The organism is Rhizobium sp. LARHSG275, assembly GCF_052871115.1.
This window is the reverse complement of sequence record NZ_JBIXJN010000009.1, coordinates 247,623-272,717: the sequence shown is the minus strand read 5'-3', so window position 1 is coordinate 272,717 and position 25,095 is coordinate 247,623. Positions and strand designations below refer to the sequence as shown.

At 60.9% G+C, this 25,095-nt stretch carries 25 protein-coding genes; 16 read left to right on the top strand and 9 right to left on the bottom strand.

Annotated features, from left to right (window positions below):
* The first annotated feature begins 27 nt into the window (after positions 1-27).
* From ACIPSK_RS14805 to ACIPSK_RS14760, 10 genes are all read left to right on the top strand, one after another.
* The gene (locus tag ACIPSK_RS14805) at positions 28-1,005 is read left to right on the top strand and encodes a tagatose kinase (protein ID WP_162117862.1); all 978 of its coding nucleotides are present in this window, start codon (positions 28-30) and stop codon (positions 1,003-1,005) included.
* Positions 1,002-2,282 carry a D-tagatose-bisphosphate aldolase, class II, non-catalytic subunit gene (locus ACIPSK_RS14800; protein ID WP_210254197.1) on the top strand — a complete coding sequence of 427 codons (1,281 nt, stop codon included), beginning with the start codon at positions 1,002-1,004 and terminating at the stop codon, positions 2,280-2,282. The genes ACIPSK_RS14805 and ACIPSK_RS14800 overlap by 4 nt, the downstream gene beginning before the upstream one ends.
* A gap of 30 nt (positions 2,283-2,312) precedes the next feature.
* Positions 2,313-3,038, top strand: a complete 726-nt coding sequence (locus ACIPSK_RS14795; RefSeq protein ID WP_162117861.1) for an SDR family oxidoreductase — start codon at positions 2,313-2,315, stop codon at positions 3,036-3,038.
* 11 nt (positions 3,039-3,049) lie between these two features.
* Positions 3,050-3,823 carry an SDR family NAD(P)-dependent oxidoreductase gene (locus tag ACIPSK_RS14790; RefSeq protein WP_162117860.1) on the top strand — a complete coding sequence of 258 codons (774 nt, stop codon included), beginning with the start codon at positions 3,050-3,052 and terminating at the stop codon, positions 3,821-3,823.
* A gap of 139 nt (positions 3,824-3,962) precedes the next feature.
* Positions 3,963-4,787, top strand: a complete 825-nt coding sequence (locus ACIPSK_RS14785; protein WP_162117859.1) for a class I fructose-bisphosphate aldolase — start codon at positions 3,963-3,965, stop codon at positions 4,785-4,787.
* A gap of 22 nt (positions 4,788-4,809) precedes the next feature.
* Positions 4,810-5,964, top strand: coding sequence for a Gfo/Idh/MocA family protein (locus tag ACIPSK_RS14780; RefSeq protein ID WP_162117858.1), 1,155 nt, complete (start codon positions 4,810-4,812; stop codon positions 5,962-5,964).
* Positions 5,964-6,635: a D-lyxose/D-mannose family sugar isomerase gene (locus ACIPSK_RS14775; protein ID WP_162117857.1), complete on the top strand. Its 672-nt coding sequence runs from the start codon at positions 5,964-5,966 to the stop codon at positions 6,633-6,635. The genes ACIPSK_RS14780 and ACIPSK_RS14775 overlap by 1 nt, the downstream gene beginning before the upstream one ends.
* Entirely contained in the window at positions 6,635-7,693 is a 1,059-nt protein-coding gene (locus tag ACIPSK_RS14770) for a carbohydrate kinase family protein (protein ID WP_162117856.1), read from the top strand. The genes ACIPSK_RS14775 and ACIPSK_RS14770 overlap by 1 nt, the downstream gene beginning before the upstream one ends.
* 108 nt (positions 7,694-7,801) lie before the next feature.
* A complete protein-coding gene (locus ACIPSK_RS14765) occupies positions 7,802-8,590 on the top strand; it encodes an L-iditol 2-dehydrogenase (RefSeq protein WP_162117855.1) in 789 nt (262 codons plus the stop codon).
* A 93-nt stretch (positions 8,591-8,683) separates the two neighbouring features.
* Positions 8,684-9,694, top strand: a complete 1,011-nt coding sequence (locus ACIPSK_RS14760; RefSeq protein WP_162117854.1) for a zinc-dependent alcohol dehydrogenase family protein — start codon at positions 8,684-8,686, stop codon at positions 9,692-9,694.
* Here the strand turns inward: ACIPSK_RS14760 and ACIPSK_RS14755 are convergent.
* A complete protein-coding gene (locus tag ACIPSK_RS14755; RefSeq protein ID WP_162117853.1) occupies positions 9,691-10,722 on the bottom strand; it encodes a LacI family DNA-binding transcriptional regulator in 1,032 nt (343 codons plus the stop codon). The two genes, ACIPSK_RS14760 and ACIPSK_RS14755, sit on opposite strands and share 4 nt — an antisense overlap.
* 249 nt (positions 10,723-10,971) lie before the next feature.
* Between ACIPSK_RS14755 and ACIPSK_RS14750 the strand changes: the two genes are divergently transcribed.
* Both ACIPSK_RS14750 and ACIPSK_RS14745 read left to right on the top strand, forming a co-directional pair.
* Positions 10,972-11,622 carry an esterase/lipase family protein gene (locus ACIPSK_RS14750; protein ID WP_162117852.1) on the top strand — a complete coding sequence of 217 codons (651 nt, stop codon included), beginning with the start codon at positions 10,972-10,974 and terminating at the stop codon, positions 11,620-11,622.
* Between the two features lie 74 nt (positions 11,623-11,696).
* Positions 11,697-12,842 carry a right-handed parallel beta-helix repeat-containing protein gene (locus ACIPSK_RS14745; RefSeq protein ID WP_162117851.1) on the top strand — a complete coding sequence of 382 codons (1,146 nt, stop codon included), beginning with the start codon at positions 11,697-11,699 and terminating at the stop codon, positions 12,840-12,842.
* A 33-nt stretch (positions 12,843-12,875) separates the two neighbouring features.
* Here the strand turns inward: ACIPSK_RS14745 and ACIPSK_RS14740 are convergent, their stop codons facing one another.
* Genes ACIPSK_RS14740 through ACIPSK_RS14730 form a run of 3 tightly spaced genes read right to left on the bottom strand, consistent with a single transcriptional unit; the run spans position 12,876 to position 16,102 of the window.
* Complete coding sequence (locus ACIPSK_RS14740; RefSeq protein ID WP_162117850.1) at positions 12,876-13,982, bottom strand: acyltransferase family protein; 1,107 nt, start codon at positions 13,980-13,982, stop codon at positions 12,876-12,878.
* Positions 13,969-15,324, bottom strand: a complete 1,356-nt coding sequence (locus ACIPSK_RS14735; protein ID WP_162117849.1) for an O-antigen ligase family protein — start codon at positions 15,322-15,324, stop codon at positions 13,969-13,971. Before ACIPSK_RS14735 ends, ACIPSK_RS14740 begins: the two co-directional genes overlap by 14 nt.
* A 43-nt stretch (positions 15,325-15,367) precedes the next feature.
* Positions 15,368-16,102: a GDSL-type esterase/lipase family protein gene (locus ACIPSK_RS14730; protein ID WP_162117848.1), complete on the bottom strand. Its 735-nt coding sequence runs from the start codon at positions 16,100-16,102 to the stop codon at positions 15,368-15,370.
* Between the two features lie 236 nt (positions 16,103-16,338).
* Between ACIPSK_RS14730 and ku (ACIPSK_RS14725) the strand changes: the two genes are divergently transcribed.
* Positions 16,339-17,145 carry a non-homologous end joining protein Ku gene (gene ku, locus ACIPSK_RS14725; RefSeq protein WP_162117847.1) on the top strand — a complete coding sequence of 269 codons (807 nt, stop codon included), beginning with the start codon at positions 16,339-16,341 and terminating at the stop codon, positions 17,143-17,145.
* Between the two features lie 165 nt (positions 17,146-17,310).
* Here the strand turns inward: ku (ACIPSK_RS14725) and ku (ACIPSK_RS14720) are convergent, their stop codons facing one another.
* From ku (ACIPSK_RS14720) to ACIPSK_RS14710, 3 genes are read right to left on the bottom strand one after another with little or no spacing between them, the layout of a single operon-like run.
* Positions 17,311-18,165, bottom strand: coding sequence for a non-homologous end joining protein Ku (gene ku, locus ACIPSK_RS14720; RefSeq protein ID WP_162117846.1), 855 nt, complete (start codon positions 18,163-18,165; stop codon positions 17,311-17,313).
* Between the two features lie 18 nt (positions 18,166-18,183).
* Positions 18,184-18,414 carry a DUF2188 domain-containing protein gene (locus ACIPSK_RS14715; protein ID WP_162117845.1) on the bottom strand — a complete coding sequence of 77 codons (231 nt, stop codon included), beginning with the start codon at positions 18,412-18,414 and terminating at the stop codon, positions 18,184-18,186.
* Between the two features lie 45 nt (positions 18,415-18,459).
* Entirely contained in the window at positions 18,460-18,720 is a 261-nt protein-coding gene (locus tag ACIPSK_RS14710; protein ID WP_162117844.1) for a hypothetical protein, read from the bottom strand.
* A 145-nt stretch (positions 18,721-18,865) separates the two neighbouring features.
* Between ACIPSK_RS14710 and ACIPSK_RS14705 the strand changes: the two genes are divergently transcribed.
* The 3 genes from ACIPSK_RS14705 (at position 18,866) to ACIPSK_RS14695 (ending at position 21,843) form a co-directional block, all read left to right on the top strand.
* Positions 18,866-19,294: an OsmC family protein gene (locus ACIPSK_RS14705; protein WP_162117843.1), complete on the top strand. Its 429-nt coding sequence runs from the start codon at positions 18,866-18,868 to the stop codon at positions 19,292-19,294.
* 80 nt (positions 19,295-19,374) lie between these two features.
* Positions 19,375-20,826, top strand: a complete 1,452-nt coding sequence (locus ACIPSK_RS14700) for an FAD/NAD(P)-binding protein (RefSeq protein ID WP_210254196.1) — start codon at positions 19,375-19,377, stop codon at positions 20,824-20,826.
* A gap of 111 nt (positions 20,827-20,937) precedes the next feature.
* The gene (locus ACIPSK_RS14695; RefSeq protein ID WP_017966994.1) at positions 20,938-21,843 is read left to right on the top strand and encodes a DMT family transporter; all 906 of its coding nucleotides are present in this window, start codon (positions 20,938-20,940) and stop codon (positions 21,841-21,843) included.
* 15 nt (positions 21,844-21,858) lie between these two features.
* On the opposite strand, the gene ACIPSK_RS14690 is transcribed toward ACIPSK_RS14695, so the two are convergent.
* Together ACIPSK_RS14690 and ACIPSK_RS14685 are read right to left on the bottom strand one after the other, a co-directional pair.
* Entirely contained in the window at positions 21,859-23,478 is a 1,620-nt protein-coding gene (locus ACIPSK_RS14690) for a VOC family protein (RefSeq protein ID WP_210254195.1), read from the bottom strand.
* Positions 23,479-23,499: 21 nt separating this feature from the next.
* Positions 23,500-25,095 (bottom strand): response regulator, encoded by a 1,596-nt coding sequence (locus ACIPSK_RS14685; protein WP_162117841.1) that lies wholly within the window; start codon positions 25,093-25,095, stop codon positions 23,500-23,502.

Sequence of the window (25,095 nt, the reverse complement as noted above, 5' to 3'; positions counted from 1 at the left end):
CAAGAACGATCGAAAGCAGGATTGCAAATGGCTACAGTACTGGCTCCGGACGCGCTTGGTCCCACGGTTTGCGTAGGGGAGATCCTCGTCGAGATCGTCGCCACGACGGTCGGAGACGGGTTTCTCGAAGCGCAGCCGCTTGTCGGTCCGTTTGCGAGCGGAGCGCCGGCGATCTTCATCTCGCAGTGCGGCCGCCTCGGCGGCAAGGCCGCCATGGTGGGCGCCGTCGGCGATGACGATTTCGGTCGTGTCAATACGGATCGCCTCAAACGCGACGGCGTCGATATTTCGACGATCTCGATCGATCCGGATTATCCCACAGGAAGCGCCTTTGTCCGCTACCGCAAGGATGGCTCCCGGGATTTCGTCTACAACATCGCCACATCTGCAGCCGCGCGCTTCGGCTGGTCTGAAACGGTCGGAGACCTGATCCGCCGGAGCGGGCATCTTCACGTGATGGGTTCGGCCCTGTCGGTCCCCAGTGCGCGCGAGGTCATCGACAAGGCGGTCGACATCGTCAAGGCGCGCGGGGGAACGCTCTCGGTGGATCCGAATATTCGCAAGGAATTGAAGCTGGATGAGGACACCGAGCGCCGCTTTTCCAAGCTTGTTGCAGCCGCCGATCTGCTTCTGCCGTCCGGAGAGGAGCTTGAGCGTGCCGCCGGCGTCGAAGGCGAGGCAGACGCGATTCGCCGCTTGTTCGAGATGGGCGTCAAGGAGATCGTGCTGAAGCGCGGGGCCGAAGGCGCGACCTATTTCGGCAGGCAAGGAGACCGCATCGACGCGCCGGCATTCGTCGTTCAGGAGGTCGACCCCACGGGCGCCGGCGACTGCTTCGGCGGTGCCTATCTCACCTGCCGGCGGCTCGGAATGTCTCCGCAGCAAGCTCTGACCTATGGCTCGGCTGCCGGCGCCCGCAACGTGACGGTCCTCGGTCCGATGGAGGGCGCCGGCACCCGTCAGGAACTCGATGCATTTATCGCTTCAACGGAAAGGCGCCCATGATGCAGGTGCATCTCAACGACCTGGCCAGGCTGAGGATGGAGGGCCGCCCCAAAGGCGTGACCTCCGTATGCTCCGCCCACCCAATCGTGCTTCGGGCCGCACTCCGACACGGGCGGCAACATGAGAGCACCGTCCTGATCGAAGCGACCTGCAACCAGGTCAACCACCTCGGCGGCTACACCGGGATGACGCCAAGCGACTTCGCGTCCCTCGTCGGCAAAATAGCCGCCGAGGAGGGATGCCCCGAAAATCTGATCGTTCTCGGCGGCGATCATCTCGGCCCCAATCCTTGGTGCGACCGCCCGGCGGAAGAGGCCATGGCCGAGGCGGAGAAGATGGTTGCCGCCTATGTCGAGGCCGGATTCCGCAAGGTTCACCTCGACGCCTCGATGGGCTGCAAGGGCGAGCCGGTGGCGCTCGACGACCAAACCACCGCCCATCGCGCCGCCCGGATTGCGGCGGTCGCCGAGGCCTCGGCGAAGAGGGCTGGCGGCGCAATGCCGGTTTATGTCATCGGCACGGAAGTGCCGCCGCCAGGCGGGGCCGATCATGCCCTGACAACCATCGATCCGACGGCGGCCGCAGCGGCGCTGAAGACGATCGAAGTCCACCGCCGGATCTTTGCGGAGGCCGGACTCGGCCAGGCGTTTGAAAGGGCCATCGGGCTGGTCGTGCAGCCGGGCGTCGAGTTCGGCAATCAGAATGTCGTCCTTTACGACCGGAGCAAGATAGACGCGCTGAAATCGGTGCTCACCGATGAGCCGCAGTTCGTCTTCGAGGCGCATTCGACGGACTATCAGGGAACCCGGCCGTTGACCGCGCTGGTGGAGGACGGATTTCCCATTCTGAAGGTCGGTCCCGAGCTGACCTTCGTCCTGCGCGAAGCGCTCTATGCGCTGGATGCGATCGCTTCGGACCTTTTGCCCGATTACGGCCAGCGTCCGCTCTATCAGGCGATGGAAGCGCTGATGGTCGATCAGCCAGGCAACTGGAGCCGCCACTACCACGGGACAAACGCCGAGATGCGCTGGCTGCGGCACTATTCGCTGTCTGACCGCATCCGCTATTATTGGGCGTCGGCTGAAGCACAAGAAGCCGTCCGGCAGCTGTGTGAGGCCCTTCGAGGGCAATCCGTACCGCTGCCCTTGCTTTGGCAACACATGCCGGCGGCGCAGGATTTCGCAGATGCACCGCTCGATCCGGAACAGGTTTTGATCTGGAGAGTGACGAAGAGTCTCTCGGACTATCACGCCGCCTGCGGCGTCGGGAAGAATTGACAATCAGGATCAAGACAGGAGGAAAAATCGATGAACGAATTGAATGGGAAGATCGCGGCGGTCACGGGTGCGGCGTCCGGCATAGGATTGGCTTCGACGGAGGCAATGCTTGCCGCTGGCGCGACGGTCGTGCTGGTCGACCGCGATGAGAAGGCCCTTGAGACGGTTTGTGCCCGGCTTGGCGAACGCGCTATTCCGTTGGTGGTCAACTTGCTGGATCCGCACCAGTGCGCGGGTCTGCTCGAGGGCATCCTGTCGAAGATCGGCAAGCTCGACATCCTGCATGCCAATGCAGGCACCTATATCGGCGGCGACCTGATGGAAACCGATCTCGATACCATCGATCGAATGCTCAATCTCAACGTCAATGTCGTCATCAAGAACGTTCGAAATGTCATTCCGCACATGATCGAACGCGGCACCGGCGACATTGTCGTCACCAGTTCCGTTGCCGGACATTCGGCGATTCCATGGGAACCGGTCTATTCGTCGTCGAAGTGGGCGATGACTTGTTTTGTCCAGACGATGCGGCGCCAGCTTCTGAAAAACGGCATCCGCGTGGGGTCGGTTTCACCAGGGCCGGTGATCAGCGCTTTGCTTGCGGATTGGCCGGAGGAAAACCTTCGCAAGGCCAAGGAGGCCGGAGCCTTGATCGAGCCCAAGGAAGTCGCCGACGCCATCATCTTCATGCTGACCCGGCCGCGCAACGTTACCATCCGCGATATCGTCGTGCTTCCCAGCGCCTTTGACATTTGAGGAGAGGTGAGATGAGCTACCAGCAGAAATTTCGCGTCGATGGCGAACGGGCAGTGGTCACGGGCGGAGGGCGAGCGATCGGGCTCTGCTGCGCCGAGGCGCTGGCCGAAGCGGGCGCCGCCGTCGTTGTCATCGAACGCAGTGAGAGCGACGCTGAGCAAGCACTTGCTCTCCGGGATAGAGGCTACGACGTCGAAGTCCGGGTCGGCGACGTCACCGACGCGGCCCGAATGGAGGCGATTGCAGCCGAGCTTGCCGATGGCGGGCGGCCGGCGACGATCCTGGTGAACAATGCCGGAATTGGCCAGAACGGCATCTCGGCCGAGGATCTCACCGACGCCGATTGGCTGCGCATGATGGACGTCAATCTCAATGGCGTCTTCTGGTGCTCGCGCGCCTTCGGTCGTCCGATGATTTCGATGAAACGCGGCGCCATCGTCAACCTCGGCTCGATGTCGGGGCACATCTGCAACCGGCCCCAGCCTCAGACCGCCTATAACGTTTCCAAGGCGGCGGTCCATCACCTCACGCGCTCGTTGGCCGCCGAGTGGGCGCATCACGGCATCAGGGTAAACGCCGTCGCACCCACCTACATCGAGACGCCGATGGTGGTGGCCGTCGAAGCCAATCGCGAGCGTATCCCGCTTTGGCTCGCCGACACGCCGATGGGAAGAATGGGAACGCCGGAGGAGGTTGCCAGCGCGGTCCTCTTCCTTGCGTCAGGCGCCGCCAGCCTCATGACCGGGGCGATCGTCAACGTCGATGCAGGATTCACCTGCTGGTAGTCCTTCCGGGACGAGGCGCGAGCGGCGCCTCGTCCCGCGCCGGAAGAGGCGGCATGGAAACGTTTCCACATTATCTTGACTCGCCATCTTGCTCCGTTTATTCGAATGTGGAAACGTTACCATATCTGGGAGGAATTCGATGAAATCCGCGCGATTGAACCGACTTTTCGGCGTGTCTGGAAATTGTTTTGACGTTGCCATCGATCACGGCATGTTCAATGAACGAACCTTCCTCGCCGGCATCGAGAACATGAAGACGGCCATCGAGGTGATCGCGGACGCGGCGCCGGATGCCATTCAGCTGCCGCCGGGTACGGCACCTCTTCTGCAGGCGATCCCCGGCAAGCATCGCCCGGCACTGGTGCTGCGCACCGACATCGCCAACATCTATGGCAATCCCCTGCCGTCTCAGCTGTTTTCCGAAATGATCGACAGGGCGGTGGAGCAGGGCATTGCATTGGATGCTGCTTGTGTCGTCGTCAATCTTTTGATGCTTCCGGACCAGCCGGAAGTCTATCGCGCCTGCGTGCGCAATGTGAACAGCCTGAAACGTGAATGCGAGATCTACGGCATGCCGCTGATGGTCGAGCCGCTCGTCATGCAGGACAATTCCAAGGGCGCCTACATGGTCGATGGCGCGATTGACAAGATCTTGCCGCTGGTGCGCCAGGCGGCTGAACTTGGCGCCGATATCATCAAGGCCGACCCCTGCGACAATGTCGAGGAATATCACCGCGTGGTCGAGATCGCCCAATGCCTGCCGGTGCTCGTGCGCGGCGGCGGCCGCGTTTCGGATCAGGAAATCCTGATCCGCACCAGAGAGTTGATGGAGCAGGGCGCCCGTGGCATCGTCTATGGCCGCAACGTTATCCAGCATCACAATCCCGCCGGCATGACGCGGGCCTTGATGGCCATCGTCCATGACAAGGCTTCCGTCGAGCAAGCTTCGCTACATATTGGCTGATGCGCGTCTGGGAGGAGATGTCATGACGAAAATATTCCGCTTCGGCGTCATCGGCTGCGGTCTGATGGGACGCGAGTTTGCGAGCGCTGCGGCGCGCTGGCTGCATCTGGCCGATGTGAAAGCGCGACCGGAAATCGTCGCCGTCTGTGATACCAACGCGACGCTGCTCGACTGGTTCAGGGATCATGTGCCGACTGTTCGCCAGTTCACCGCTGACTATAAGGAGCTTCTGGCCAATCCCGAGGTCGATGCGGTCTATTGCGCCGTCCCGCATGTGCTGCACCAGCAATTCTACATCGACATCCTGAAGGCCGGAAAACATCTTCTCGGTGAAAAGCCCTTCGGCATGGACGCCGCGCAGAACCGGGAGATGATGGCGGTTCTCGCCGAGCATCCGGAACTTCTGGTCCGCTGCTCGTCGGAAATGCCTTTCTTCCCCGGCGCGCAGAAGGTCATCGCGCTCGCAAAAAGCGGCGAGATGGGGGATATAATCGAAGTCGAGGCGGGTTTCCTGCACTCTTCGGATATCGACCGGCAGAAGCCGATCAACTGGAAGCGCATGGCCGATATCAATGGCGACTATGGCTGCATGGGTGATCTCGGCATGCATGTGCTGCACGTGCCGCTGCGTCTCGGCTGGCGCCCGACGACCCTGCATGCACAATTGGTCAAAAAGGTCACCGAACGTCCTGACGGCAAGGGCGGCATGTTGCCCTGCACCACCTGGGACAATGCCACGATCAGCAGCCGCGTGCGCACCGGGGATCAGGATTTCCCGATGGTGCTGAAAACCTGGCGCATCGCGCCCGGCGAATCCAACACCTGGTACCTAAGAGTTCTCGGCATGAAGAAAAGCGCGTTCTTCAGCACGAAGTCGCCGCGCCAATGGCAGTGGATGGACTATAATGGCGGAGCGCAGGCTTGGAGTACCGAGGATCTGGGTTATGGCTCGCTATTTCCGGCCATAACAGGCAAGATCTTCGAATTCGGTTTTGCCGACGCCATACAGCAGATGTGGGCGGCCTTCGTCGATGAGCTTGCCGGCGGCAATGCCAACGGTTTCGGCTGCGCGACGCCGGCCGAGGCGCAGGCGCATCACGCAGTCCTGACGGCAGCTCTCAAATCCGGTCGCGAGGACGTCGTGGTGCCGGTCGAGTATGACGGGGCGTCAGCCTGATGCAGCGCTCCGAGATCAACGCCGCGTTGCTGCGGGCAACCGAGAGCCTCGAGCGCTGGCACTGGTCCCTGCCGGCATGGGGTTCCTGGACGGCGGCGGATTTTGCCGCTCATCCCGAGGCATCAGCCTATTTGCGCGCCCATCAGCTGGGTTGGGATGTCACCGATTTCGGCTCGAACCGGTTTGCCGAATGCGGTCTCGTGCTGTTTAGCCTGCGCAATGGCATCGTCGATGTCTTGGGTGAACGGACCTATGCCGAAAAGCTGCTCTTCGTTGGCGAAGGGCAGGTCACGCCGACCCACCGTCATGCGGCGAAGATGGAAGACATCATCAATCGCGCCGGCGGCGATCTCGTCATCGAATTCGCCGCAACCGATGCCGATGGCAATGTGCTGGCGGAGGATCTAACGGTGCCGGTAGACGGGCTGGCGCACCGGCTCGCTGCATGGGAACCGCTGGTTCTCCAGCCTGGGCAGAGCGTGACGATCCGCACCGGGCTCTACCACCGCTTCTACGGCAGGAAAGAGGGCGGACCTGTGCTTGTCGGCGAGGTCAGTCAGGTCAACGACGACAACAGCGACAATTTCTTTCTGGAGCCGATCGCACGCTTCGCCGCGATCGAGGAAGACGAGCCGCCGCTGAGACCCTTGTGGAACGAAGGAGTCAACTGATGCGAGCCGGGGAGGAGGTTTGCGATCGCGACGGTCAGAAGCATGGCGGCATCGTCTGCGCGGGAAACTTCATTGTCGATCGCGTCCACACCCTGTCCTATTGGCCCGAACAGGGCAATCTCGCGCATATCCTGCACCAGGATCTGGGCGTGGGGGGCGGGGCGGCCAATGTCGTCACCGATCTGGCCTCGCTTGGGTTTCCCGGAAAGCTGGCGGCGGCGGGATGCATCGGCGCTGATCAGGACGGCGAAATCGTCAAGGCCCGCCTGGCAGTTGCCGGCGTCGATGTCGGTGGGCTGATCGCGCTTGCCGACCGGGTGACGGCGCATACGCATGTCATGAATGTGCCCGGTCAGAACCGGACCTTCTTCTATCATGGCGGCGCCAACGATGCCGTCACGGACGAGCTTGTCTCACCCGCAGCCTTCGCCAAGGCCGGCTATCGGCTGTTCTATCTCGGTTATCTCATGCTGTTGCCGGGTCTCGACGGCATTGGTCCCGACGGTCGTTCGGGAGCGTCGCGCCTGCTGGAAGCGGCGCGCCGCGCCGGGCTTACGACCTGTGTGGATTTCGTATCGAGCGAAGACCCGGAATTTGCGAAGAAGGTCGGTGTCGCTCTGCCCTTCTGCGATTATCTGATCATCAACGAGATGGAGGCGGGGCGGGCAACCGGCGTTATCGTTCGCGATGCGAGGGGAGATTTGATCGAAGCGGGGCTTTTGGAAGCGGGCGAGCGCCTGCTTGCGGCTGGTGTCGCCAAGGGCGCGATCATCCATGCACCGGAAACCTGCTTCTGGTTTGCATCAGGCGCTTCCACGATCATCACGCGTTCACGACCTGTCGATCCCGATGACATCGTCAGTACCGTCGGCGCAGGAGACGCCTTCTGCGCCGCCGTGCTCTACGGCCTGCATGAGAACTGGCCGGTCGAGCATATCTGCGCCGTCGCCCATGCCGCAGCTGCGCGTTGCCTCATGGGGGCGACGGCCACCGATGGCATCCCCGACATGTCCGTCCTTTTTCGCGAGGCGAAGGAGACGAACCCGCAATCCGCTTAGCCCATTGGCGTCGCCTCAGGAGGGCGGCTCCGATTATCGTTCAGTCAAAAAGGGAGGAGCAAACATGAAGCTATTCGTTACGGCAGCCGCGGCCGGGGAGGCAGTGCGATGACCCATACGGAAACGGCGCGGCTCTCCGGCAAGGTGGCATTGGTCACGGGAGGAGCGAGCGGCATCGGCAAGGCGGTCTGCGAACGTTTTGCCGCCGAAGGCGCGAGGGTTGTCGTGGCGGACCTCGACGGTGAACGATGCGCACGGGTGGCGGAAGCGATCGGCCCGCAGGCCTGGGATGTGGCGCTTGACGTGACCAGCCAAGACAGCATCGAAGAAGCTGTACGCTTCACCATATCAACCGCTGGTCAGATCGACATCCTGGTCAATGCTGCAGGCATTTACGACGTCGAGTCCATTCTGGAAATATCCCGAGAGCGCACCGCAAGGGTATTTCAGGTCAATATCGAAGGGCTGATCTTCATGACGCAGGCCGTTGCCCGGCACATGGTGGAGAGAGGGAAAGGTGGACGCATCATCAACTTCTCGTCCCAGGCTGGGCGCCGGGGCGAAGGACCGGCGGTGGCTTACTGCGCTTCCAAGGCGGCCGTCATCAGCATCACCCAAAGCTGCGCTTTGGAGCTGATCCGTTACGGGATCAACGTCAACGCCATCGCTCCCGGCGTCGTCGATACGCCGATGTGGGACGTCGTCGATGCAAAACTCGGCAGCCGGGAAGGTTTGAAACCCGGTGACGTCAAGCGCCGCGTGGCCGCCACCGTCCCCGCCGGACGATTCGGCGCGCCCCACGAACAAGCTGCCATGGCGGCCTTCCTGGCCGGGCCAGATGCAGCATACATCGTGGCGCAGTGCTACAATGTCGACGGCGGAAATGTCATGAGCTGAGCGCTTGAGCCGTGCCCGGGATGGTCGATGCCGCGTCGCGAGAAGCGGCTTCATCAGCACGAAGCAATCGAACTTGATGTCTGGAGGAGTGGAATGAGAGCTGTACGTTTAGAGTCGATCGGGTCTTTGACCATGCGCAACGTCGAGAAGCCAGTTGCCGGGCCGGGCGAGCTGCTTGTCCGGGTTGCGGTGGCCGGCATCTGCGGTTCCGATCGCCACATGTACAAGGGCGAGTATCCGACAGCGATCCCCGTGACGCTGGGGCACGAATTCTGCGGCATCGTCGAAGAGATCGGCGATACCGTTACCCGCTTTACCGGCGGTGAGCTCGTGACGGTCGACCCGAATATTGCCTGCGGCACCTGTCGGGCCTGCAGGCAGGCGCGGCCGAACTTGTGCGAGAGCTTGACCGCCATCGGCGTGACACGGGATGGCGGCTTTGCCGAATATGTGGCGGTGCCGCAGGCCCAGGCCTTCGTCCTGCCGGCCGACCTCGACCCCGTTCACGGCGCCTTCAGTGAGCCGCTGGCCTGCTGCATCCACGCCATCGACAAGGCAAAGATCCGTCCGGGCGACAGCGTTGCTATCCTCGGCGGGGGCGTAATCGGCCTGCTGATGGTGCAACTGGCCCGCCTGGCTGGGGCAGGCGAGATCATTTTGATCACGCGACAGCAATCGAGACGCCAAACCGCTTTGCGCCTGGGAGCCACGCACGCCTTCGATCCGGCCGCTTCGGATACAATCGCTTCTGTTCGGGAGGTCACCAAAGGCGGCGCGGACGTGGTCATCGAGTGCGCCGGCGTCAGCGAGACGCTGCAAAGCGGTCTGAAAATGGCGCGGCGCGGTGGCACCTTCGTGCTTTTCGGGGTGACGCCGGCAGGTGTCGAGGTGCCGGTTCTGCCCTTCGATCTGCTGGTAAACGAAGTCGATATCAGGCCGGCCTACCTCAATCCTTTCACCCATTCGCGTGCTGCGGCAATGGTCGCGAGCGGGGCGTTGGAACTGGATGCATTGGTCACCAAAACCATAAGTCTCGAGGAGGTCGCCGACGTGGTGGGCAACGCGCCATTGCCAGGCGAGATCAAGGTCATCGTCCGGCCCTAGCTTGGCCGCGTCCTGCGAACAGTGCCGGTGGAATCGCGCTCGATCAGCGTGACCGGCACTTTTACGATCGCGCCTTGCCGAGATTCGTACCCTGTTTGGTGCTCTTCGATCAGCGCTTCCAGCAGCTGTGCTGCCTGCCGTCCGACATCGCGGATCGGCTGCGCGACCGTTGTCAGCCGTGGAAAGACGTAGGCAGCCTCCGGCAGATCGTCGAAGCCCACGACCGAATAGTCGCCCGGAACGGAAAACCCGCGATCCTGGATGGCATGGATTGCGGCAATCGCCGAAACGTCGGTCGTGCCGATGATCGCGGTGACCTCAGGTCGAGAGGCCAGCAGCTCCCGCGCCAGCCGGTAGGTCTCTGCAAAGCTGTGCTCTTCCGCCATCGCCACGGTGGCAGGCGCGATCGCATTTTTCGCCATCTCCGCCGTGATGCCCTGAAGGCGAAGCTGGATCGGCTGACTGTGGGCCGGCGCGCCGACGATGGCGATTGCCCGGTGGCCGAGGCCCATCAGATGGCGCGCCATCAGCCGTCCACCTTCCTCGTGATCGGCCATGACAGCGTCGTCAGCGATGCCGTTCAGCTCGCGGTCAATGGCGATGATCGGAATGCCAGCGTCCCGCAGCACCCCGAAATGCTCGATGCTGCCGAAGGCGCTTGCCACGATGACGCCGTCGATGCGCTGGGCGAGCAGCATGGAGATGTAGCGCACCTCATGGTCCATGTTTTCCGCCGTGCTGCAGATCAGCGTCTGATAGCCGTGCTGGAACAGTTCCTGTTCGATCGCATGGGCGAGGATGCCGAAGAAAGGCACCTCGATCGACGGCAGCATCAGTCCGATCATCCGGCTTGGTGCACCGCGCAGCATACGGGCACCCTTGCTGGGCGTGTAGTTCAGCGTTCGGATGGCCGCCTCGACCCGCTCCCTGAGCTCAGGCGAGGCATAACCGCTGTTGTTGAGCACGCGCGAGACCGAAGAGACCGATGTTCCTGCAAGTTTAGCGATATGTCTGATGCTGGTCGTCACGTGCTCGCATTTCTTTCTCTACAGCGCCGGCGTCTTTAAGACGCGCATAGGAGGCTAGCACAGGAGCGGTCGAACATTCATCAGAAGGATTGCTGAAGTTCACCTTCATTTCAGCACCCACTAGATCACTAGCGGGACGCCGCATCAAGCGCGCCGCTATTCGAGAACGCCGGCTGTCGTGACAAGCTTCACCGTGAGAGCTAGAAGGATAGGCCGCCTGATCGATAGCAGCCCGTTGAGCGGATACTGATGAACGATACAGTTCTCCTGTTTCACGGAATTGCCCGGACGAAGAAAAGCATGGCGAAGCTCGCCGGCTTCCTGTCGGCCCACGGGTATCGGGTTGTGAACGTCGGTTACCCCTCCACCAAGTTTTCGATCAGCGACCTCGTCGACATCATCCGACCTGAGATCGACGGCGCTGCGAAGGAGGCAGGCGACGGCCGGGTCCATTTCGTCGGTTATTCGATGGGCGGGCTGATTGTCCGCGCTTTTCTCAGGAACTATCGCCCAGCCAACCTGGGGAGAGTTGTGATGGTCGGAACGCCGAACAGCGGCAGTCAGATTGCCGATTTCCTCAAGAACTGGCCCTTGTTCAGGAAGGTCTATGGACCGGCAGGACAGCAGCTGATCACCGATCAAACCGCGATGACGGAGCTGTTTGGCACTGTGGATTATGAACTTGGCATCATCGCCGGGAATCGGACCATCGACCCGGTCTCCTCCCTTATCATCGGCCTCAGGGTTCCGAATGATGGAAAGGTTTCGGTGGAGAGCACCCGTCTCGACGGCGCGTCGGCGCATATCGTCATTCCGGCAAACCACACTTTCTTACCCGTCAACAAGACGATGTGGAGCCAGACACTGTCGTTTTTGCAAGATGGGCGGTTTACAAGCTGAATATCCACATATTCAAACATCCGCCACATGCCCTCTGCTTAATTCCCCGCGGCACCGGTATCGAAGGAAATGCAATGACCGCCATCCTGCGAAAGAAAGTTCACGGCGCGTCTACACGCGGACAGGTCATCGATGGTGCGCCCGATGTCGGCGTCGCCTATCAGGTGTTTTCCGATACGGTGATCGAAGACGTTATCGTCAAGAATTCTCCTCGAGGCTTCAAATTTCACAATGGCAAGAATCTCACCGTCAGGCGCTGTGAAACGGAGAATGTAAACGGCGACGGCATCTACCTGACAAAGACGACGCACGTGTTGCTGGAGAATAATCGCATCGGCGCGGCGCCGGGCGAGGGAGCAGACTGCTGCCAGTTCGCCTATCAAAACAGCGACGACAATATCAGCTCCGATATCGTGATCCGCGGCAATCTCTTCCTGCAGTCGCCCGCGAGCGCATCGAACAAGGGCGCGCTGGTCTGCGACAGAACTCGCAAATACCTGGTCGAATACAATTTCATCGGCGGCAAGAATTTCTCCTTTTCGTCGATTGGGGATGACGCCGTGGTGCGCAGCAACATCATGCGCGATGGCAGGATGAATGATTATTCCTTCGGCTACGGCATCGCCGACAAGGCCGACCACGCCGCGCATCACGTTTATGACAACTGGATCGAGAACACCAATCGTGGCGTCAGCCTGAGCGGCTTTTCGGATCAGGAACTGGCATTTCGCAAAGACATCGATATCCACGACAACGTCATCAGCCAATGCGACATCGCGTTCTTCGCCAATCGACCGTGGTCCGGGAGCTTTCGGCGCAACATATTCCTGCGGTGCGAACAGGACATGGTTCTCAAGGGAAACGGCAAGGCGACTGCGGGTGATATCGATGGCAACTATCGCAACGATGGCAGCTTTCTGAATATCACCCCGCCGCCGCTTCGCTTGAAGCCTGACGGCAAGGCTTCCGTTGCCTCCGGCGAATGGACATCCGAGCCCGACGAAATCCGCATCCAGTGGCGTGACAAGGGGATCGACATCCCAGGTGCCAATCGGCCTTCCATTACGGTTGAGCCTGGCATGGAATTGTCATGCGTCTTGCTTGCCCGCAAGGCGCAGAACTGGATGCTGGCGATCGCTGAGACTGCCTATGACGACTTCACGCCGCGCGCATGGCAAGAACATAGGCTGCTTTGGCAGAAGCGCTATCTCTCGATTTAAGCGGTGCGACCGAGAACCCGGATCGCGCCAAAATCAGGATCGACGCCAGCGAAGTCTCATGGCCTTTCCGGCGCTGAGCGCTTTGCGCACCGGTTCATCGTAGAGGCGGGTGACGGTGATGGCCAATAGGACGATCAATGGAAGAACGATGGCAAAGATCGCCCAAGCCGGCGGTTGCCCCAGGCCAGCGGCTTTCAATGCTCCCAATAGCAAGCCGAGCAGCGGAACATGAATTGCATAGAGCGCGTAAGACGCCTCTCCCGCAATAAGAAGCGGCTGTCGCAGCACGCCATCGAAGTTGGCTGTGTAAAGGACAAGCACGGCGATCGGAAATAGAGCAGTGATGACAATCAGGTCCTTAATGCCAACCAAGGCGGCGGGCGCCTGGAAAACGAGAAGTGCAGTCGCGACGACGATGACAGCCACTGCTGCTGCTTTTCCGATGCCTGAAGGGGAAAGCCGCTCACGGTAGCGGTACATCAAGATGCCGAGGGTGAAGGAAAAGAGAACGCGGGGAAAACCGGAGAGCAAAGCGCCGTCGAGCGGGATCAGGTCGGCGCTTCCATGGGCCAGCGTTTGCGCCGCCAGCCAAACCCATGACGCCAGCAGGATGAGTGCGAGCACGCCGCTGGACAGCATTCTCGCCGCATAGCCGTAGGCGAGGTTGATCACGATCTCCAGGAACAGGGACCATGACGGACCGTTGAAGGGGAACAAGTTCGGCGCCTTCAGCGATGTTCCACCGATCGCCGGCAGGAAGAACATCGAGGCAAGCAACGAGGTGGCAAACAGCATGGGATCCATTTGCTGATTTCTGCTGAGCGACATACCTGCATATGCGAGTACGCCGAGCAACAAACCGAGCAGATAGAGGGGATACAAGCGGATGAGACGCTTGATGGCGAAATCATTGGCAGAGAGCGTAGACTCCTGAATGAGTTTCCTCTCATAGGCGTGGCCGATCACGAAGCCGCTGAGACAAAAAAACAGGTCGACGGCGAGGTATGCAGCAGGTGCTGCATCAAATCCGACAAACCCTTCGGTATGATGCACTGCCACACAAATAGCCGCCAGGCCGCGAATCCCATCGAGGCCAACCAGTCTACGATTATTTGAACTCATCTTTTTAGCCTGATTCATGTTGCGCGCCTGCCTGGGTCGGTTTGCGGAAGCGGGACAGGAACTCCGGGCCGAGGCTCGTCAGTGCGATCACGGTATGGGGCCATAGGATGAAGGGGGCCAGCATCATTCCGGCTTCGGTGAACGCGCCGATCAGGATCAGGAGGATAATGACAACCTCCTTCCTCTTGGTGATGGCGAGCGCTTGATTGAGGGGTGACGAGGTCATCTTCCCCACGAGCCGCACCACCACGAACGACGTCCAGATGATGGTCGCGGGGATGCCTATGTTCAGCGCAAGTTCGATATAGGTGTTGTGGGTGGATTGAGCGTCCCAGGTAAGACGAACATATTGCTCCATGATTTCGGGCTGTCGGAACAAGGCAAATCCCCAGCCGGTAAGGGGCCGCTCGAAGATCAACGGCAGCAACTGTTCCCAGACATTCGTACGTCCGCTGAGCGTAAGGTCTTTCCCGAATGACTCGGCAATCGCCTGTGCCACACCCATCAACGCGACGGAGACGACAAAGCCCAGCAGGGCGAATGCAAGAAGCACGACGAAGGATCTGAAGATCCGGCCTGGAAAGCGCTGAATCCAGCTCATTCCGTAGTATACGGCTATTCCGATCGAAAGCAGGATGATCGCCGTCGATGATTTCGCCAGCACGATGAGCACGAGGTAGAGCAGCATTGCCGCCCATCGCAGGAGATCATAGTAGCGCAGACGCCACATCGGCAGGGCCGGCAGCAGCAAGATGAAGTTTGTTGCCGAGAACTGGCCGAGCATGTTTTTGTGGTAAAATGCCCCTTTCACCATCCCGGCATAACTGCCTCTCATCACCGCGAACCGCGGAAAGGCTGCTGTGTAAAGAATATTGATGAAAGCCGTTGCAATCGCAAACTTCGCCAGGCTTTCAAATGTGTCAACGGCTCCGTAACGGGCCCGGTAAAGAATGGGTCCAGCTGTCAGCAATGCGACGGCGACGAGGGCTCGGAGCGAGGCTCCGACGCTGACGGAAAAAGCAATCGAGAGAAAGACGCATAAGCAGACTATGCCGACCAGCGGCGAGGCGCTGCGAATCAATTCGAAGATGCGCCTGGGCTCCAGGATGCAGTAGAGGCCAATGAGTGGAACGAGCGACATCAGCAACAGTCGCATCGGCATGGGGTCTTTGCCGACGCCCTCCTGGAAGTCGGCCGGCAGCCCATACCACATGCCGGTCGCTCTCCAGAGGGAAATATAAAATATTGCCGAGAGGACGATCCGCACGAAGGTTTCACGCCGAATGCGATATTGCGCGCGAGCTCTGGGTCTATGTCTTTGCAGGCCAATCGGTTGGTAGCTGTCAAATGAGGTGCTCATGACATTCCGCCTTGCGTTTTGGTAACCACCTGAGCGGCAAAAATCAAAGCTGTAGACCCGCTGCGGCGAGGAAGCTCGTGATCAGCTTGTATGCCCCTTCATTAAAATGAAGATGGTCAGGCTTGTAGTTGGAACATTCTTTATCGCTTGGCTTACCGCACCGCAACATATCATCGTTCATTTGAACAAACGTGACACCCGGCATTGCAGCCAATGACGATGCGACAAGCTGGTTGGCCGGAATTCGCACATCCTCGTAGAAGGCATAGCGCTTGCCCCGAGGCGGTATGGATAACGCATAAATATGGGCGCCTGGCCAAAGAGCGCGAACCTTGCTGACAACAGCCACGACACCAGCTGCCACGGCGCATGGCGCAGTTTTCGCACCCAGGTTGTTCGTGCCGATAAGCACGACGACATCGGCGGGATGGAAATCCGGAAGGTTTAGACCATCGAGGCGGTACAGTGCATTTTGCGTGGTATCCCCAGCGACCCCGAGGTTCATCACCGGGCGCGTGGGAAAGCTGTCCTTGATCCAAGGCTGCCAGAGCTCGATGAGTGAATCGCCGACAAGAGCCAGATTGTATCGGGCCGATTTGTCGCGGTAGCTGGGAAGAGCGCGATCATATCTCTTGTTTGCCGGCTTTTGTTGAGCCAGCGCATTCGACACCTTTGCAGGGTCGGGGCATTCCTGTGCGAAGGATGGGCCAGCATTGCTGACAATGAAAAGGAAATTCAATGCGAGGACGATGACAAGGTTGGCGAAGGGTCGCAACATTCAGATTACCGATATCCTGACGTCTTGGGGCTTTCATTATTGAAGAGGAAAATGGCGGTGGCAAGGAAAGAGTGGCTGTGTCTCTCCGCCCACAGTGCTCGGCCCCGTTGGCAGCCGATCCATGAAATGGAAATCACTGACCGTAGCTGATCAACGAAGTCTTCAATTGCCGGAACCAAAGACCGAACCCGCCCGTTGATTGCCATGCCCAACCGTGTCCGGGAGACAGGACAGACATGGCACGTCAGACATTCTGGAAAGGTTATCTCAAGCTCTCGCTCGTCACTGCCGCCGTCTCGCTGACGCCGGCGACGACCGAATGCAACAAGGTCCGTTTCCATGTCCTCAATCGCCAGACGAAGAACCGCGTCGAAAGCCGATATGTCGACAGCGTCACGCATAAACCGGTGGCCGAGCGGGACCAGGTGAAGGCCTATCCGCGCGGCGAGGATGACTATGTTCTTCTCGAAGACGAGGAGATCGAGGAAGTCGGGCTCGAAAGCACCCGCACCATCGAGATCGACAGTTTCGTGCCGCGCGGATCGATCGATTGGATCTGGTACGACAAACCGCATTTTCTGGTGCCCGAGGACAAGGTCGGGTTGGAAGCCTTCTGCGTCATCCGCGAGGCGATGAAGGCGAATGACGTGGTCGGCATCGCCCGGCTTGTCCTTTACCGTCGTGAGCGTGCCGTGCTGCTGGAGCCGCTGGGCAAAGGCATCATTCTCTGGACCCTGCGCTATGGCGACGAGGTGCGTGAACCCGTCGCCGAACTCGACGAGAAGACCGAGATCGACAGCAAGCTGCTGACGCTGATGACGCAACTTGTGAAGGAAGAGACGAAGGATTGGAGCCCCACCATGGTGCAGGACCCAATCCAGAAACGCCTGAAGTCGATGCTCCGCGGCAAGCAGAAGAGCCTGAAAAAGGCCGCGCCCGCGAAAAAACCTGCACCCGTGAAATCGACGGGCAATGTCATCAATATCATGGATGCGCTGAAAAAGAGCCTGGCCGCGGAAGGCGGCCAGAAGTCGCGCCAATGAAAAAGCGGCCAGCAATATATAAATCAAAGACTTAAAACGCACCGCGGGAATCCACTTTGACGCGCTTCAGGTCCAGCGGCTTCGCCGACACGACAAGCTGATGCATTCGCGACGAGGTCGGGTGCGCCTGAGATTGCCTATCGCCCGCCAAGGGGCGAGGCCATCTCAGCTTGCCTTCTTGCTGCGGCCGTCGCTGCGCGCCGGCGCCTTCTTCTTCGCCAGGGCCTTCTTTGCTGGCGCTTTGCCGCTCATCTTGGCACTCTGGCGCAGCGCTTCCATCAGGTCGACGACCTTGCGTTCCGGCGGCTGTTTCTTCTTCGGTGGTGCCCGGCCCTCGATTTTCGCCTTTACCAGTTCGACGAGGGCAGCCTCGTAGCGATCTTCGTAATCGCTTGGTTCGAAGCTGCCACGCTTGGTCTCCAGGATATGGCCTGCGAGTTCGAGCATCTCCTTATCGAACTTGACGTCTGGAATGTCTTTGAAGACGGTATCGGCCGAGCGCACCTCGTAGTCGAAATTCAGCATCGTCGCGACGATGTAGTCGTCATGCGGACGGATCAGCAGCGTCCGGTTGCGCCGGAAAAGCACGGCTTCGGCCAGCGCCGCGACCTTGCCGTCACGCATGCCCCTAGCGATCAGCGACAGTGCCTCCTCGTCGTGTTCGTCGACGGGCGCGAGATAGTAAGGGCGGTCGAAATAAAGCTTGTCGATATCGTCATAGGCGATGAAAGCCTTGATATTGAGGACCTTGTCGCTTTCCGGCATGATTTCGGCGATCTCGTCGCCCTCGATGACGATGTAATCGCCATTCTCCATCTGATAGCCCTTGACCTGGTCGCCCCGCTCGACCGGTTTGCCGGTCTCGCTGTCGACGAATTGCCGTTCTACCCGGTGGCCGGTCCTGCGGTTGATGATATTGAAAGAGACACGGTCGGAGGAGGAAACAGCGGTATAGAGCCCGACGGCGCAGGCAAGGTCGCCCACCTTGAGATGACCTTTCCAGCTTGCCCGAGCGGCCATTCCATCCTCCGCAGCCAATCAGAGCCGGCTGCCGCTCTTGTCGGTGTCGATTGGCAGGACTTCCCAGCCGCCATCAGGCGCGGGATAGGCGAGCAGCGCATCGCCATCGCCGATCTTCTGCCTCGATGCAGCGTCCTTGGCATGGACAATTGCTTCATCCGCTGTCGCATAGGTTTCCGAAAGTGTGTCGCCGAGCTTATAGGCCCAACCATTGTCATGCGGCACGACCTGATAGGTGATATCGGCCATCTCGGATCTCCTCTTCTCAACTAATCGGGTGCATGATGTCGTCGGCTAGTTCCGATTTGGTTTGCGCCGTTCATCGAGCGCAATGATCTTCTCCAGCGATGCGATATCCTCGCTGGTGACGACGGGAACCGGATCGGCAGCGATGGCTTCCAGCACCTCCCGCGAGATCGCGCCATTTCGGATCGCCCACTCCAGCGTTTCGCGCGTTGCCCGCTCGGCCTTCAGCTGCGCATAGAGCGCAACGATCAGACGATCGCGAGCATCCATCCGCCGGCTCTGGTTATCCACGCTGCGGACATCAGGCATCGCAATCCACCTTTGTCACTGATTTCGTTCAGGTGTATTCAACTGATGAGGGATGGAAAGGTTCCGAACCCGATGGGCGGGCCATTGCCATTGCCGCGCTGGGCGGAAATCACCATCTGCAGGATATTCGCAAGAGGATTTCAACATGGCCGATCTCAAGGCTCGTCCCCGCCCGACCGGCGCTACCGCCGTTCTCGGCCGTACCGGTTTCCCGCACGTCACTTCCGCCACCAAGGGCGAAATCGATATCGTCACCGCTCCGTCGCAGCCGGGTTTCAATCCGCTCGATCTGCTCTATTCCTCGCTCTCGGCCTGCCTGGTGCTCAGCGCCCGCATCGCCGCCAGCCAGATGGGCATTCTCGACAAGATCAGCGAGATCACTGCCGAGGTCACCGGCGAGAAGGCGACGGAAGGCCTTTCGCGCGTTGCCAAGTTCAACATCGCCTTCTCCATCAAGGGCGATATCGATGAGGACACCCGGCAGAAAATCGCCCATGCCGCCGAAGACGAGATCTGCACGGTGAGCAACACCATCCGCGGCGATCCCGAGTTCTCGACGACGATATCGGGCTAAATCTACATAATAATTATAGACAACTGGGGAGGAGGATTGCGTGACCATTGCCCCGCTTCTATGCTCGGGCATCGAAAGCAATGATCCCGGCCACCATGCAGCCCAAGCCTCTCCCGACGTCTGAACAGCCCGTCGTCGCCATCATCGGCGGCGGTGTCTCTGGCGCCGGCGTCGCCTATCATCTCGCGAGAGCCAACTGCGGCGAGCGCCCTGCCATCGTGGTCTTCGAGCCGCGCGCCGAGCTCGGCCACGGCCTTGCCTATGACACCGCCGATCCGGCCCACCGCATCAATGTTCCTGCCGCCAAGATGAGCCTGCAGCCCGACGACCTGGAGGAATTCCAGGCCTGGATCGAAGCCCGCAACGCCGTCGCCGACGACCCTGAGGCCAAGCAGCCCGAGGGCCTGCTCTTCCCCCGGCGCCGGCTGTTCGGCGATTATGTCGCCTCGCTGCTGAAGCCGCTGCTGGAAGACGGTGCCGTGCGTCATTGCCGCGCCGCAGTGACTGGGGTCGAGCGCGGTGCCGGCCGCTGGTCGATCCTCGACGACAGAGGCGGCGTGACGGAGGCCGATATTGTCGCGATCGCCACCAGCCATCCGCCGCCCGTAGCCCCCGGCCGGCTTGCAAGCCGGCTTGCGGCCCATCCCCGTTTCATCGCCGATACCACCAAGCCCGGCGCGCTCGAGGTGATCCGTCCGCATGATCGGGTGCTGGTCATCGGCAACGGCCTGACGGCTGCCGATGTCATTGCCTCGCTTGCTGGGCGCGGGCATGACGGTCCGGTAACCGCGATCTCGCGCCGCGGTCTGCGGTCTCGCGGGCATGCGCCGGTGCCGCAGCAGCTCTTCGGCGATTTCGTCTCCGATGCGACCCATTCCGCCGTGTCGCTGCTGAGAGGGATCCGCGCCGCCATAAAAGCCGCGAAGGAAGAGGGCATAAGCTGGCATGGCGTGATCGACCAGGTGCGGGCGCAGGGATACGATCTCTGGCAGGTGCTGCCGGTTGCCGAACGACGCCGCCTCGTGCGCCATCTGCGTCCCTATTGGGACGTGCACCGTTTCCGTATCGCCCCGCAGGTCGAGGCCGTGCTCGACGCGGCGATTGCCTCGGGCCGCCTCGATATCCTGGCCGGCTCGGTCGCCGATGCCCGCATCGAAGGCGAGTTCATTCTTTGCATCCTGCAGCCGCGTCATCAGCGCCAGCCGTTGGAGCGGCGCTATGACGCCGTCGTCGTCACCACCGGCCCGGCGCATGGCGGCATTCTCGAAACCCAGCCCTGGCTCGCCGCACTCGCGGCAAGCGGTCACCTGTCGCTTGATCCCACCGGCCTCGGGCTTGCCTGCACCGAGCGTTCTGAGGCGATCGGCCCGTCGGGAACGACAGACCCTTCGCTGCTGATCTCCGGCCCGCTGGCGCGCGGCACCTTCGGCGAGCTGATGGGACTGCCGCAGGTGACCGAGCATGCCTTCTTCGTCGCCGGCGAGATCGCCGAAAAGCTACGGACGAGCGCGACGAATAGGCATCCCGCCTGATTCTCCACCAATATGTCGCTCTTCGACTGTCCGCGGTGATCGACTTCTGATAGTCACTCGGCCAACAACTTTCGCCGGCCCGGCATTCGGGCGACCACAAATATCGAGATCATGTCGCAGGCTGCCTCCACCCTTTCCGAAGCCCCGCCTTCCAATCGTTTCGCCCTTGCGTCGCTTCTTCTCGGCGGGGCGGCGATCGGCGGCTCGCCGATCTTCGTCCGGCTGTCCGAGGTCGGCCCGATGGCGACGGCCTTCTGGCGCGTGGCGCTGGCGCTGATCCCGATCGTCATCGTCTCGCTCATGAAGAAGGATGCGGGACCGAAGCCGCATAGCCTTTCCGACCATGGCATGCTGGTTCTGCCAGGTGTGATGTTGGCGCTCGACCTCGGCGCCTGGCACCTTTCGCTCACCATGACGTCGGTCGCCAACGCAACGCTGCTTGCCAACCTCGCACCGGTTTTCGTCACGCTGATCGCTTTCCTCTTTTTCAGCGCGAGGATCAGCCGCATCTTCCTGTTCGGGCTTGTCCTGGCGCTGTCAGGCGTCGTCATTCTGAAGGGTGGACCGGCAGCCGTCGGCAATGGCGACCTTCGCGGCGATGGCATCGCGATGATCGCCGCTTTCTTCTATGCCTGCTACATCCTCGCAATCGGCAGGCTGCGCAGCCGCTTCGATACGATCCGCATCATGTTGTGGAGCACGGCATCGGCTGCCGCCTTCATCTTTCCGGTCGGCTTCTTCTACGAAGGTCACATGCTGCCCGCGACCGTCTATGGCTGGTCAATCGTCTTCGGCCTCGCCTTTATCAGCCATGCCGGCGGGCAGGTGGCGATCACCTATGCGCTCGCCTATCTGCCGCCAGCCTTCTCCTCGCTGACACTGCTGCTGCAGCCGGTGGTCGCGGCCATCCTTGCCTGGGCGCTGCTCAACGAGGCGATCGGGACGATGCAGGCGCTCGGCGGCGCCGTGGTGCTTGCCGGCATCATGGTTGCCCGGACATCCCGCGTTCAGGTGTGAAGCCGAGGTCGATCGTCAGCGATTTTCCTGCAGCAGCCATTTCTGGATGATCGGCACATCGGCATCACCGAGATCGTGGCCGCCGGGGATGACGTCGGAATCGACGGTGGCGCCCGAACTCTTCAGCCTCTCCTCCAACTCGCTCGCATATTTGCCATAGGCATCCGTCTTGCCGCTGATGACGAGCAGGTCCGTGCCCTTCAGATCGGCATGCGGATAATCGCTAAGCACGGGCATGGAGCGCAGCAGCACCGCCTTATGAACCAGGTTCGGATGCAGGTAGAGCAGCGAGTTCAAAAGATTGGCGCCATTGGAGTAGCCGACATAAACGACCTTATCAGGATCGAGCCCGTAGGATTTGACGGCCCCCTCGATGAAGGCCGCAAAGGCCTCGGCCTCGGTCTTGATGTCGTTCTGGTCGAAGGAAAAGGGGGTAATGCGCTTGTACCAGCGCGGAAAACCTTCCTCCGTCGCCCGGCCGCGCACGCCGAGCAGCGTTGCCCGCGGCGCCACCTTGTTCAAGAGCGGCATCAGCGTCGTCTCATTGCCGCCGGATCCGTGCAGGAGCACGAAGACGCTGCCGTCTGGGTCGGGGGGCGTATAGAAGCGATGGACGAATGGCAGCTCGCGATAATTGATGCGCGGCTGGCCGGGCATTGAAAATTGCGGCAGCATCACCTTCAGGTCATGGAGATTGGTGATGGCTTCGGGTGGCGCGAACAGCTTGCCCCCGAGGGCGGCGTGCTCTTCGTCCACGGTCATGCCGGGTTTGTCGGTCGCAAGCTCCACCAGCGTGCCGCCAGGCTCGCGGGCATAAAGCGAGCGGAAATATTTGCGGTCGTGCATGTTGGTCGGTGACGCGTCGGTCGCCTCGAGCGCCTTGCGCACCGAAAGCAGCGTCTCCTCGTCGGCGGCGCGGAAGGCGACGTGATCGACCGTGCCGGTGCCCGGCGCGCCGGACCAGAAGCCGCGAGCATCGCGCACGTCGATGATGTCGCCGGACTGCGACACCAGCCTGTCGATCGTGCCGCGGTTGGCCTGGAAACCGTAACCGAAATGGCTCTCGATGAAGCTGCGGCTTTCGGCGGGCTTCTCCGTCAGCATGGTCGCGCCACGAACGCGCTGGATGGCATGCTCGACCGGGATCGAGGCGCCATCCCAGGCGGCCGGCGATACCAGGTTCTTTGCGCCTGCGAGCTTGAGGATGATGTTGTCGGGGTCCTTCAGCCGCAGCACAGGTTCGCCGAATTCGTCAGCCGGTCCTTCAGAACGCAGGCCGAAGCTCATGGCGCGCGTCAGCCAGTAGCCGATGCTGGCGGGGTTTATCGACAGCGATATTTCACTGATCTGGCCATAGCCGGCCCGGCCGGGCGCGCCATCTTCCCAGGCGAGGAAGGTCAAGAGAGAACCTGGTGTCCCTGCAGCATCGCCATAGAAAAGATGAAGTTGCGTCGCGTCCTCGTAACCGGCCGTCTGCTTGACGAGCCGCATGCCGAGAAATCCAGCGTAGAAGTCCACGTTCGCCTGCACCTTGCGGGTGACGGCCGTGACGTGATGTATGCCTGATACCATCGAGAGCAGTCCTGATTGAAGCGGCGCCGTCAGGAGCGCAAGTATGAGAGCTGCGAAGGTCATACCGTTGCCAATGACGATCGCTTAGTTTTGTTCCGCACAAAGCGCAAGCGAATCGCCGCGCTGCAACAACTCCAAATGTTCGACATCTTCGAGCGCCTCTTCCAGTTGCTGCAGGGTCGGCGGCTTGACCATATAGGCGCGCGCGCCGAGATTTCTGGCCCGCCGCATGTCGCTCTCGTCGCTTGATGTGCTGAGAATGCAGACGGGAATTTGCTTGAGGCGGACATCGGCTGAAAGCGCATGCAGCACCTCGAAGCCGTCCATGATCGGCATGTTGATGTCGAGCAGCATCAGGTCGATCTGCGGCACATCGGCGATGGCGGCGCGTTCTTCGAGCAGCCGCATTGCCTCGCGTCCATTGGTGGCGACATGCAGGTTGAAATTCACCTTCTCCCGCCGCATCAGCTTGATCTTCAGAATCTGGATGTCGGCCGGGCTGTCTTCCACCAGCAGCACTTCGGCCAGCCTGCCCGAACCTTCGCCTGGCTGCTCCGCCGGCCTGGCGCTGTGCGGGATGGCCGATGCGGCAGGCGGCGTGGACCTCGCCTCGGCGAGCGGCACTTCGAGAATGAAGGTGGCACCCGGCCCGTTTTCTGCCTCGCACCAGATAGAGCCGCCATGCATCTGTGCGATGCGGCGGCAGATGGCAAGGCCGAGCCCGGTGCCTTCGATGCCGCGGCCGACGAGGCGCTTGAACGGCTGGAAGATCAGCTCGCGATGCTCAGGATCGATGCCGGGCCCGTTGTCATGCACGGTGAGGCGGCAGATATCGCCCTGCGCTTCGCCTGCGATGCTGATCTCCGGAACTTTCTGCTCGCAATAGCGGATGGCATTCGACACCAGGTTCTGCAGAAGCTGGGTCAGCAGCGTCGCATCGCCCATCACCTCCGGCAGTGCCCCGCGGATGATGATGGCGCCACGGCTTTCGGTCTGCTGACGCAGATTGTCCTCCACTTGGTCGAGCACATCGGATAGCGAGACCGGCCTGAGCTCCAGCCCGCCGTAGGCCTCGAGCTTGGTGAAACCCGAGACCTTGACGATCAGGTCTTCCATATGGTCGGCGGCGCTGAGCACGTAATCGAGCAATTCCCGGTCTTCGGCCGGAAGCGCTGCAGAACCGTGCAGGATGCGGCTGAAGGATTTGATCGTCCGGAGCGGCTCCTTCAGATCGTGGGCCATGGCGCGGGTGAAGATCTCTAGCGATTGCCGCTTCTGCTCCAGCTTTGCTTCCAGCATGCCGTGCATGATGGCGTTCTGGATGCAGCGATGCAGAGTCTCGGGCGACAGCGAATCCTTAGTCAGATAGTCGCGCGCTCCGCTCTTCATCACCTCGACGGCCACGGTTTCGTTGCCCTGGCCGGTCAGCATGATGACGTTGGCGGCAGGATCATCCTCCAGGATATCGGCGAGTACGCCGAGCCCGTCGCGACCCGGCAGCGAATAGTCGAGCAGGATGCAGTCCGGCCGTTTCCGGCCGTTCAGTGAAAGGCCTTCTTCGCCCGTCTCCGCCTCCACGACGGTATAGGCAGTGCTGGAAACGCGGCCCAATATGCGGCGATAGACCTCCCGATCGTCGATGTTGTCGTCGATGATGAGAATGGAGCAGTGTTCCGCCAA

What these genes read in the sequence shown, in the direction of transcription:
- ACIPSK_RS14715 (WP_162117845.1), bottom strand. Translation starts at nt 18,414, where the DNA reads ATGGCCGATATCACCTATCAGGTCGTGCCGCATGACAATGGTTGGGCC.
- ACIPSK_RS14785 (WP_162117859.1), top strand. Translation starts at nt 3,963, where the DNA reads ATGAAATCCGCGCGATTGAACCGACTTTTCGGCGTGTCTGGAAATTGT.
- ACIPSK_RS14760 (WP_162117854.1), top strand. Translation starts at nt 8,684, where the DNA reads ATGAGAGCTGTACGTTTAGAGTCGATCGGGTCTTTGACCATGCGCAAC.
- ACIPSK_RS14710 (WP_162117844.1), bottom strand. Translation starts at nt 18,720, where the DNA reads ATGCCTGATGTCCGCAGCGTGGATAACCAGAGCCGGCGGATGGATGCT.
- ACIPSK_RS14780 (WP_162117858.1), top strand. Translation starts at nt 4,810, where the DNA reads ATGACGAAAATATTCCGCTTCGGCGTCATCGGCTGCGGTCTGATGGGA.
- ACIPSK_RS14770 (WP_162117856.1), top strand. Translation starts at nt 6,635, where the DNA reads ATGCGAGCCGGGGAGGAGGTTTGCGATCGCGACGGTCAGAAGCATGGC.
- ku (WP_162117846.1), bottom strand. Translation starts at nt 18,165, where the DNA reads ATGGCCGCTCGGGCAAGCTGGAAAGGTCATCTCAAGGTGGGCGACCTT.
- ku (WP_162117847.1), top strand. Translation starts at nt 16,339, where the DNA reads ATGGCACGTCAGACATTCTGGAAAGGTTATCTCAAGCTCTCGCTCGTC.
- ACIPSK_RS14695 (WP_017966994.1), top strand. Translation starts at nt 20,938, where the DNA reads ATGTCGCAGGCTGCCTCCACCCTTTCCGAAGCCCCGCCTTCCAATCGT.
- ACIPSK_RS14740 (WP_162117850.1), bottom strand. Translation starts at nt 13,982, where the DNA reads ATGAATCAGGCTAAAAAGATGAGTTCAAATAATCGTAGACTGGTTGGC.
- ACIPSK_RS14790 (WP_162117860.1), top strand. Translation starts at nt 3,050, where the DNA reads ATGAGCTACCAGCAGAAATTTCGCGTCGATGGCGAACGGGCAGTGGTC.
- ACIPSK_RS14750 (WP_162117852.1), top strand. Translation starts at nt 10,972, where the DNA reads ATGAACGATACAGTTCTCCTGTTTCACGGAATTGCCCGGACGAAGAAA.
- ACIPSK_RS14765 (WP_162117855.1), top strand. Translation starts at nt 7,802, where the DNA reads ATGACCCATACGGAAACGGCGCGGCTCTCCGGCAAGGTGGCATTGGTC.
- ACIPSK_RS14775 (WP_162117857.1), top strand. Translation starts at nt 5,964, where the DNA reads ATGCAGCGCTCCGAGATCAACGCCGCGTTGCTGCGGGCAACCGAGAGC.
- ACIPSK_RS14730 (WP_162117848.1), bottom strand. Translation starts at nt 16,102, where the DNA reads ATGTTGCGACCCTTCGCCAACCTTGTCATCGTCCTCGCATTGAATTTC.
- ACIPSK_RS14735 (WP_162117849.1), bottom strand. Translation starts at nt 15,324, where the DNA reads ATGAGCACCTCATTTGACAGCTACCAACCGATTGGCCTGCAAAGACAT.
- ACIPSK_RS14745 (WP_162117851.1), top strand. Translation starts at nt 11,697, where the DNA reads ATGACCGCCATCCTGCGAAAGAAAGTTCACGGCGCGTCTACACGCGGA.
- ACIPSK_RS14800 (WP_210254197.1), top strand. Translation starts at nt 1,002, where the DNA reads ATGATGCAGGTGCATCTCAACGACCTGGCCAGGCTGAGGATGGAGGGC.
- ACIPSK_RS14705 (WP_162117843.1), top strand. Translation starts at nt 18,866, where the DNA reads ATGGCCGATCTCAAGGCTCGTCCCCGCCCGACCGGCGCTACCGCCGTT.
- ACIPSK_RS14805 (WP_162117862.1), top strand. Translation starts at nt 28, where the DNA reads ATGGCTACAGTACTGGCTCCGGACGCGCTTGGTCCCACGGTTTGCGTA.
- ACIPSK_RS14795 (WP_162117861.1), top strand. Translation starts at nt 2,313, where the DNA reads ATGAACGAATTGAATGGGAAGATCGCGGCGGTCACGGGTGCGGCGTCC.
- ACIPSK_RS14690 (WP_210254195.1), bottom strand. Translation starts at nt 23,478, where the DNA reads ATGACCTTCGCAGCTCTCATACTTGCGCTCCTGACGGCGCCGCTTCAA.
- ACIPSK_RS14700 (WP_210254196.1), top strand. Translation starts at nt 19,375, where the DNA reads ATGATCCCGGCCACCATGCAGCCCAAGCCTCTCCCGACGTCTGAACAG.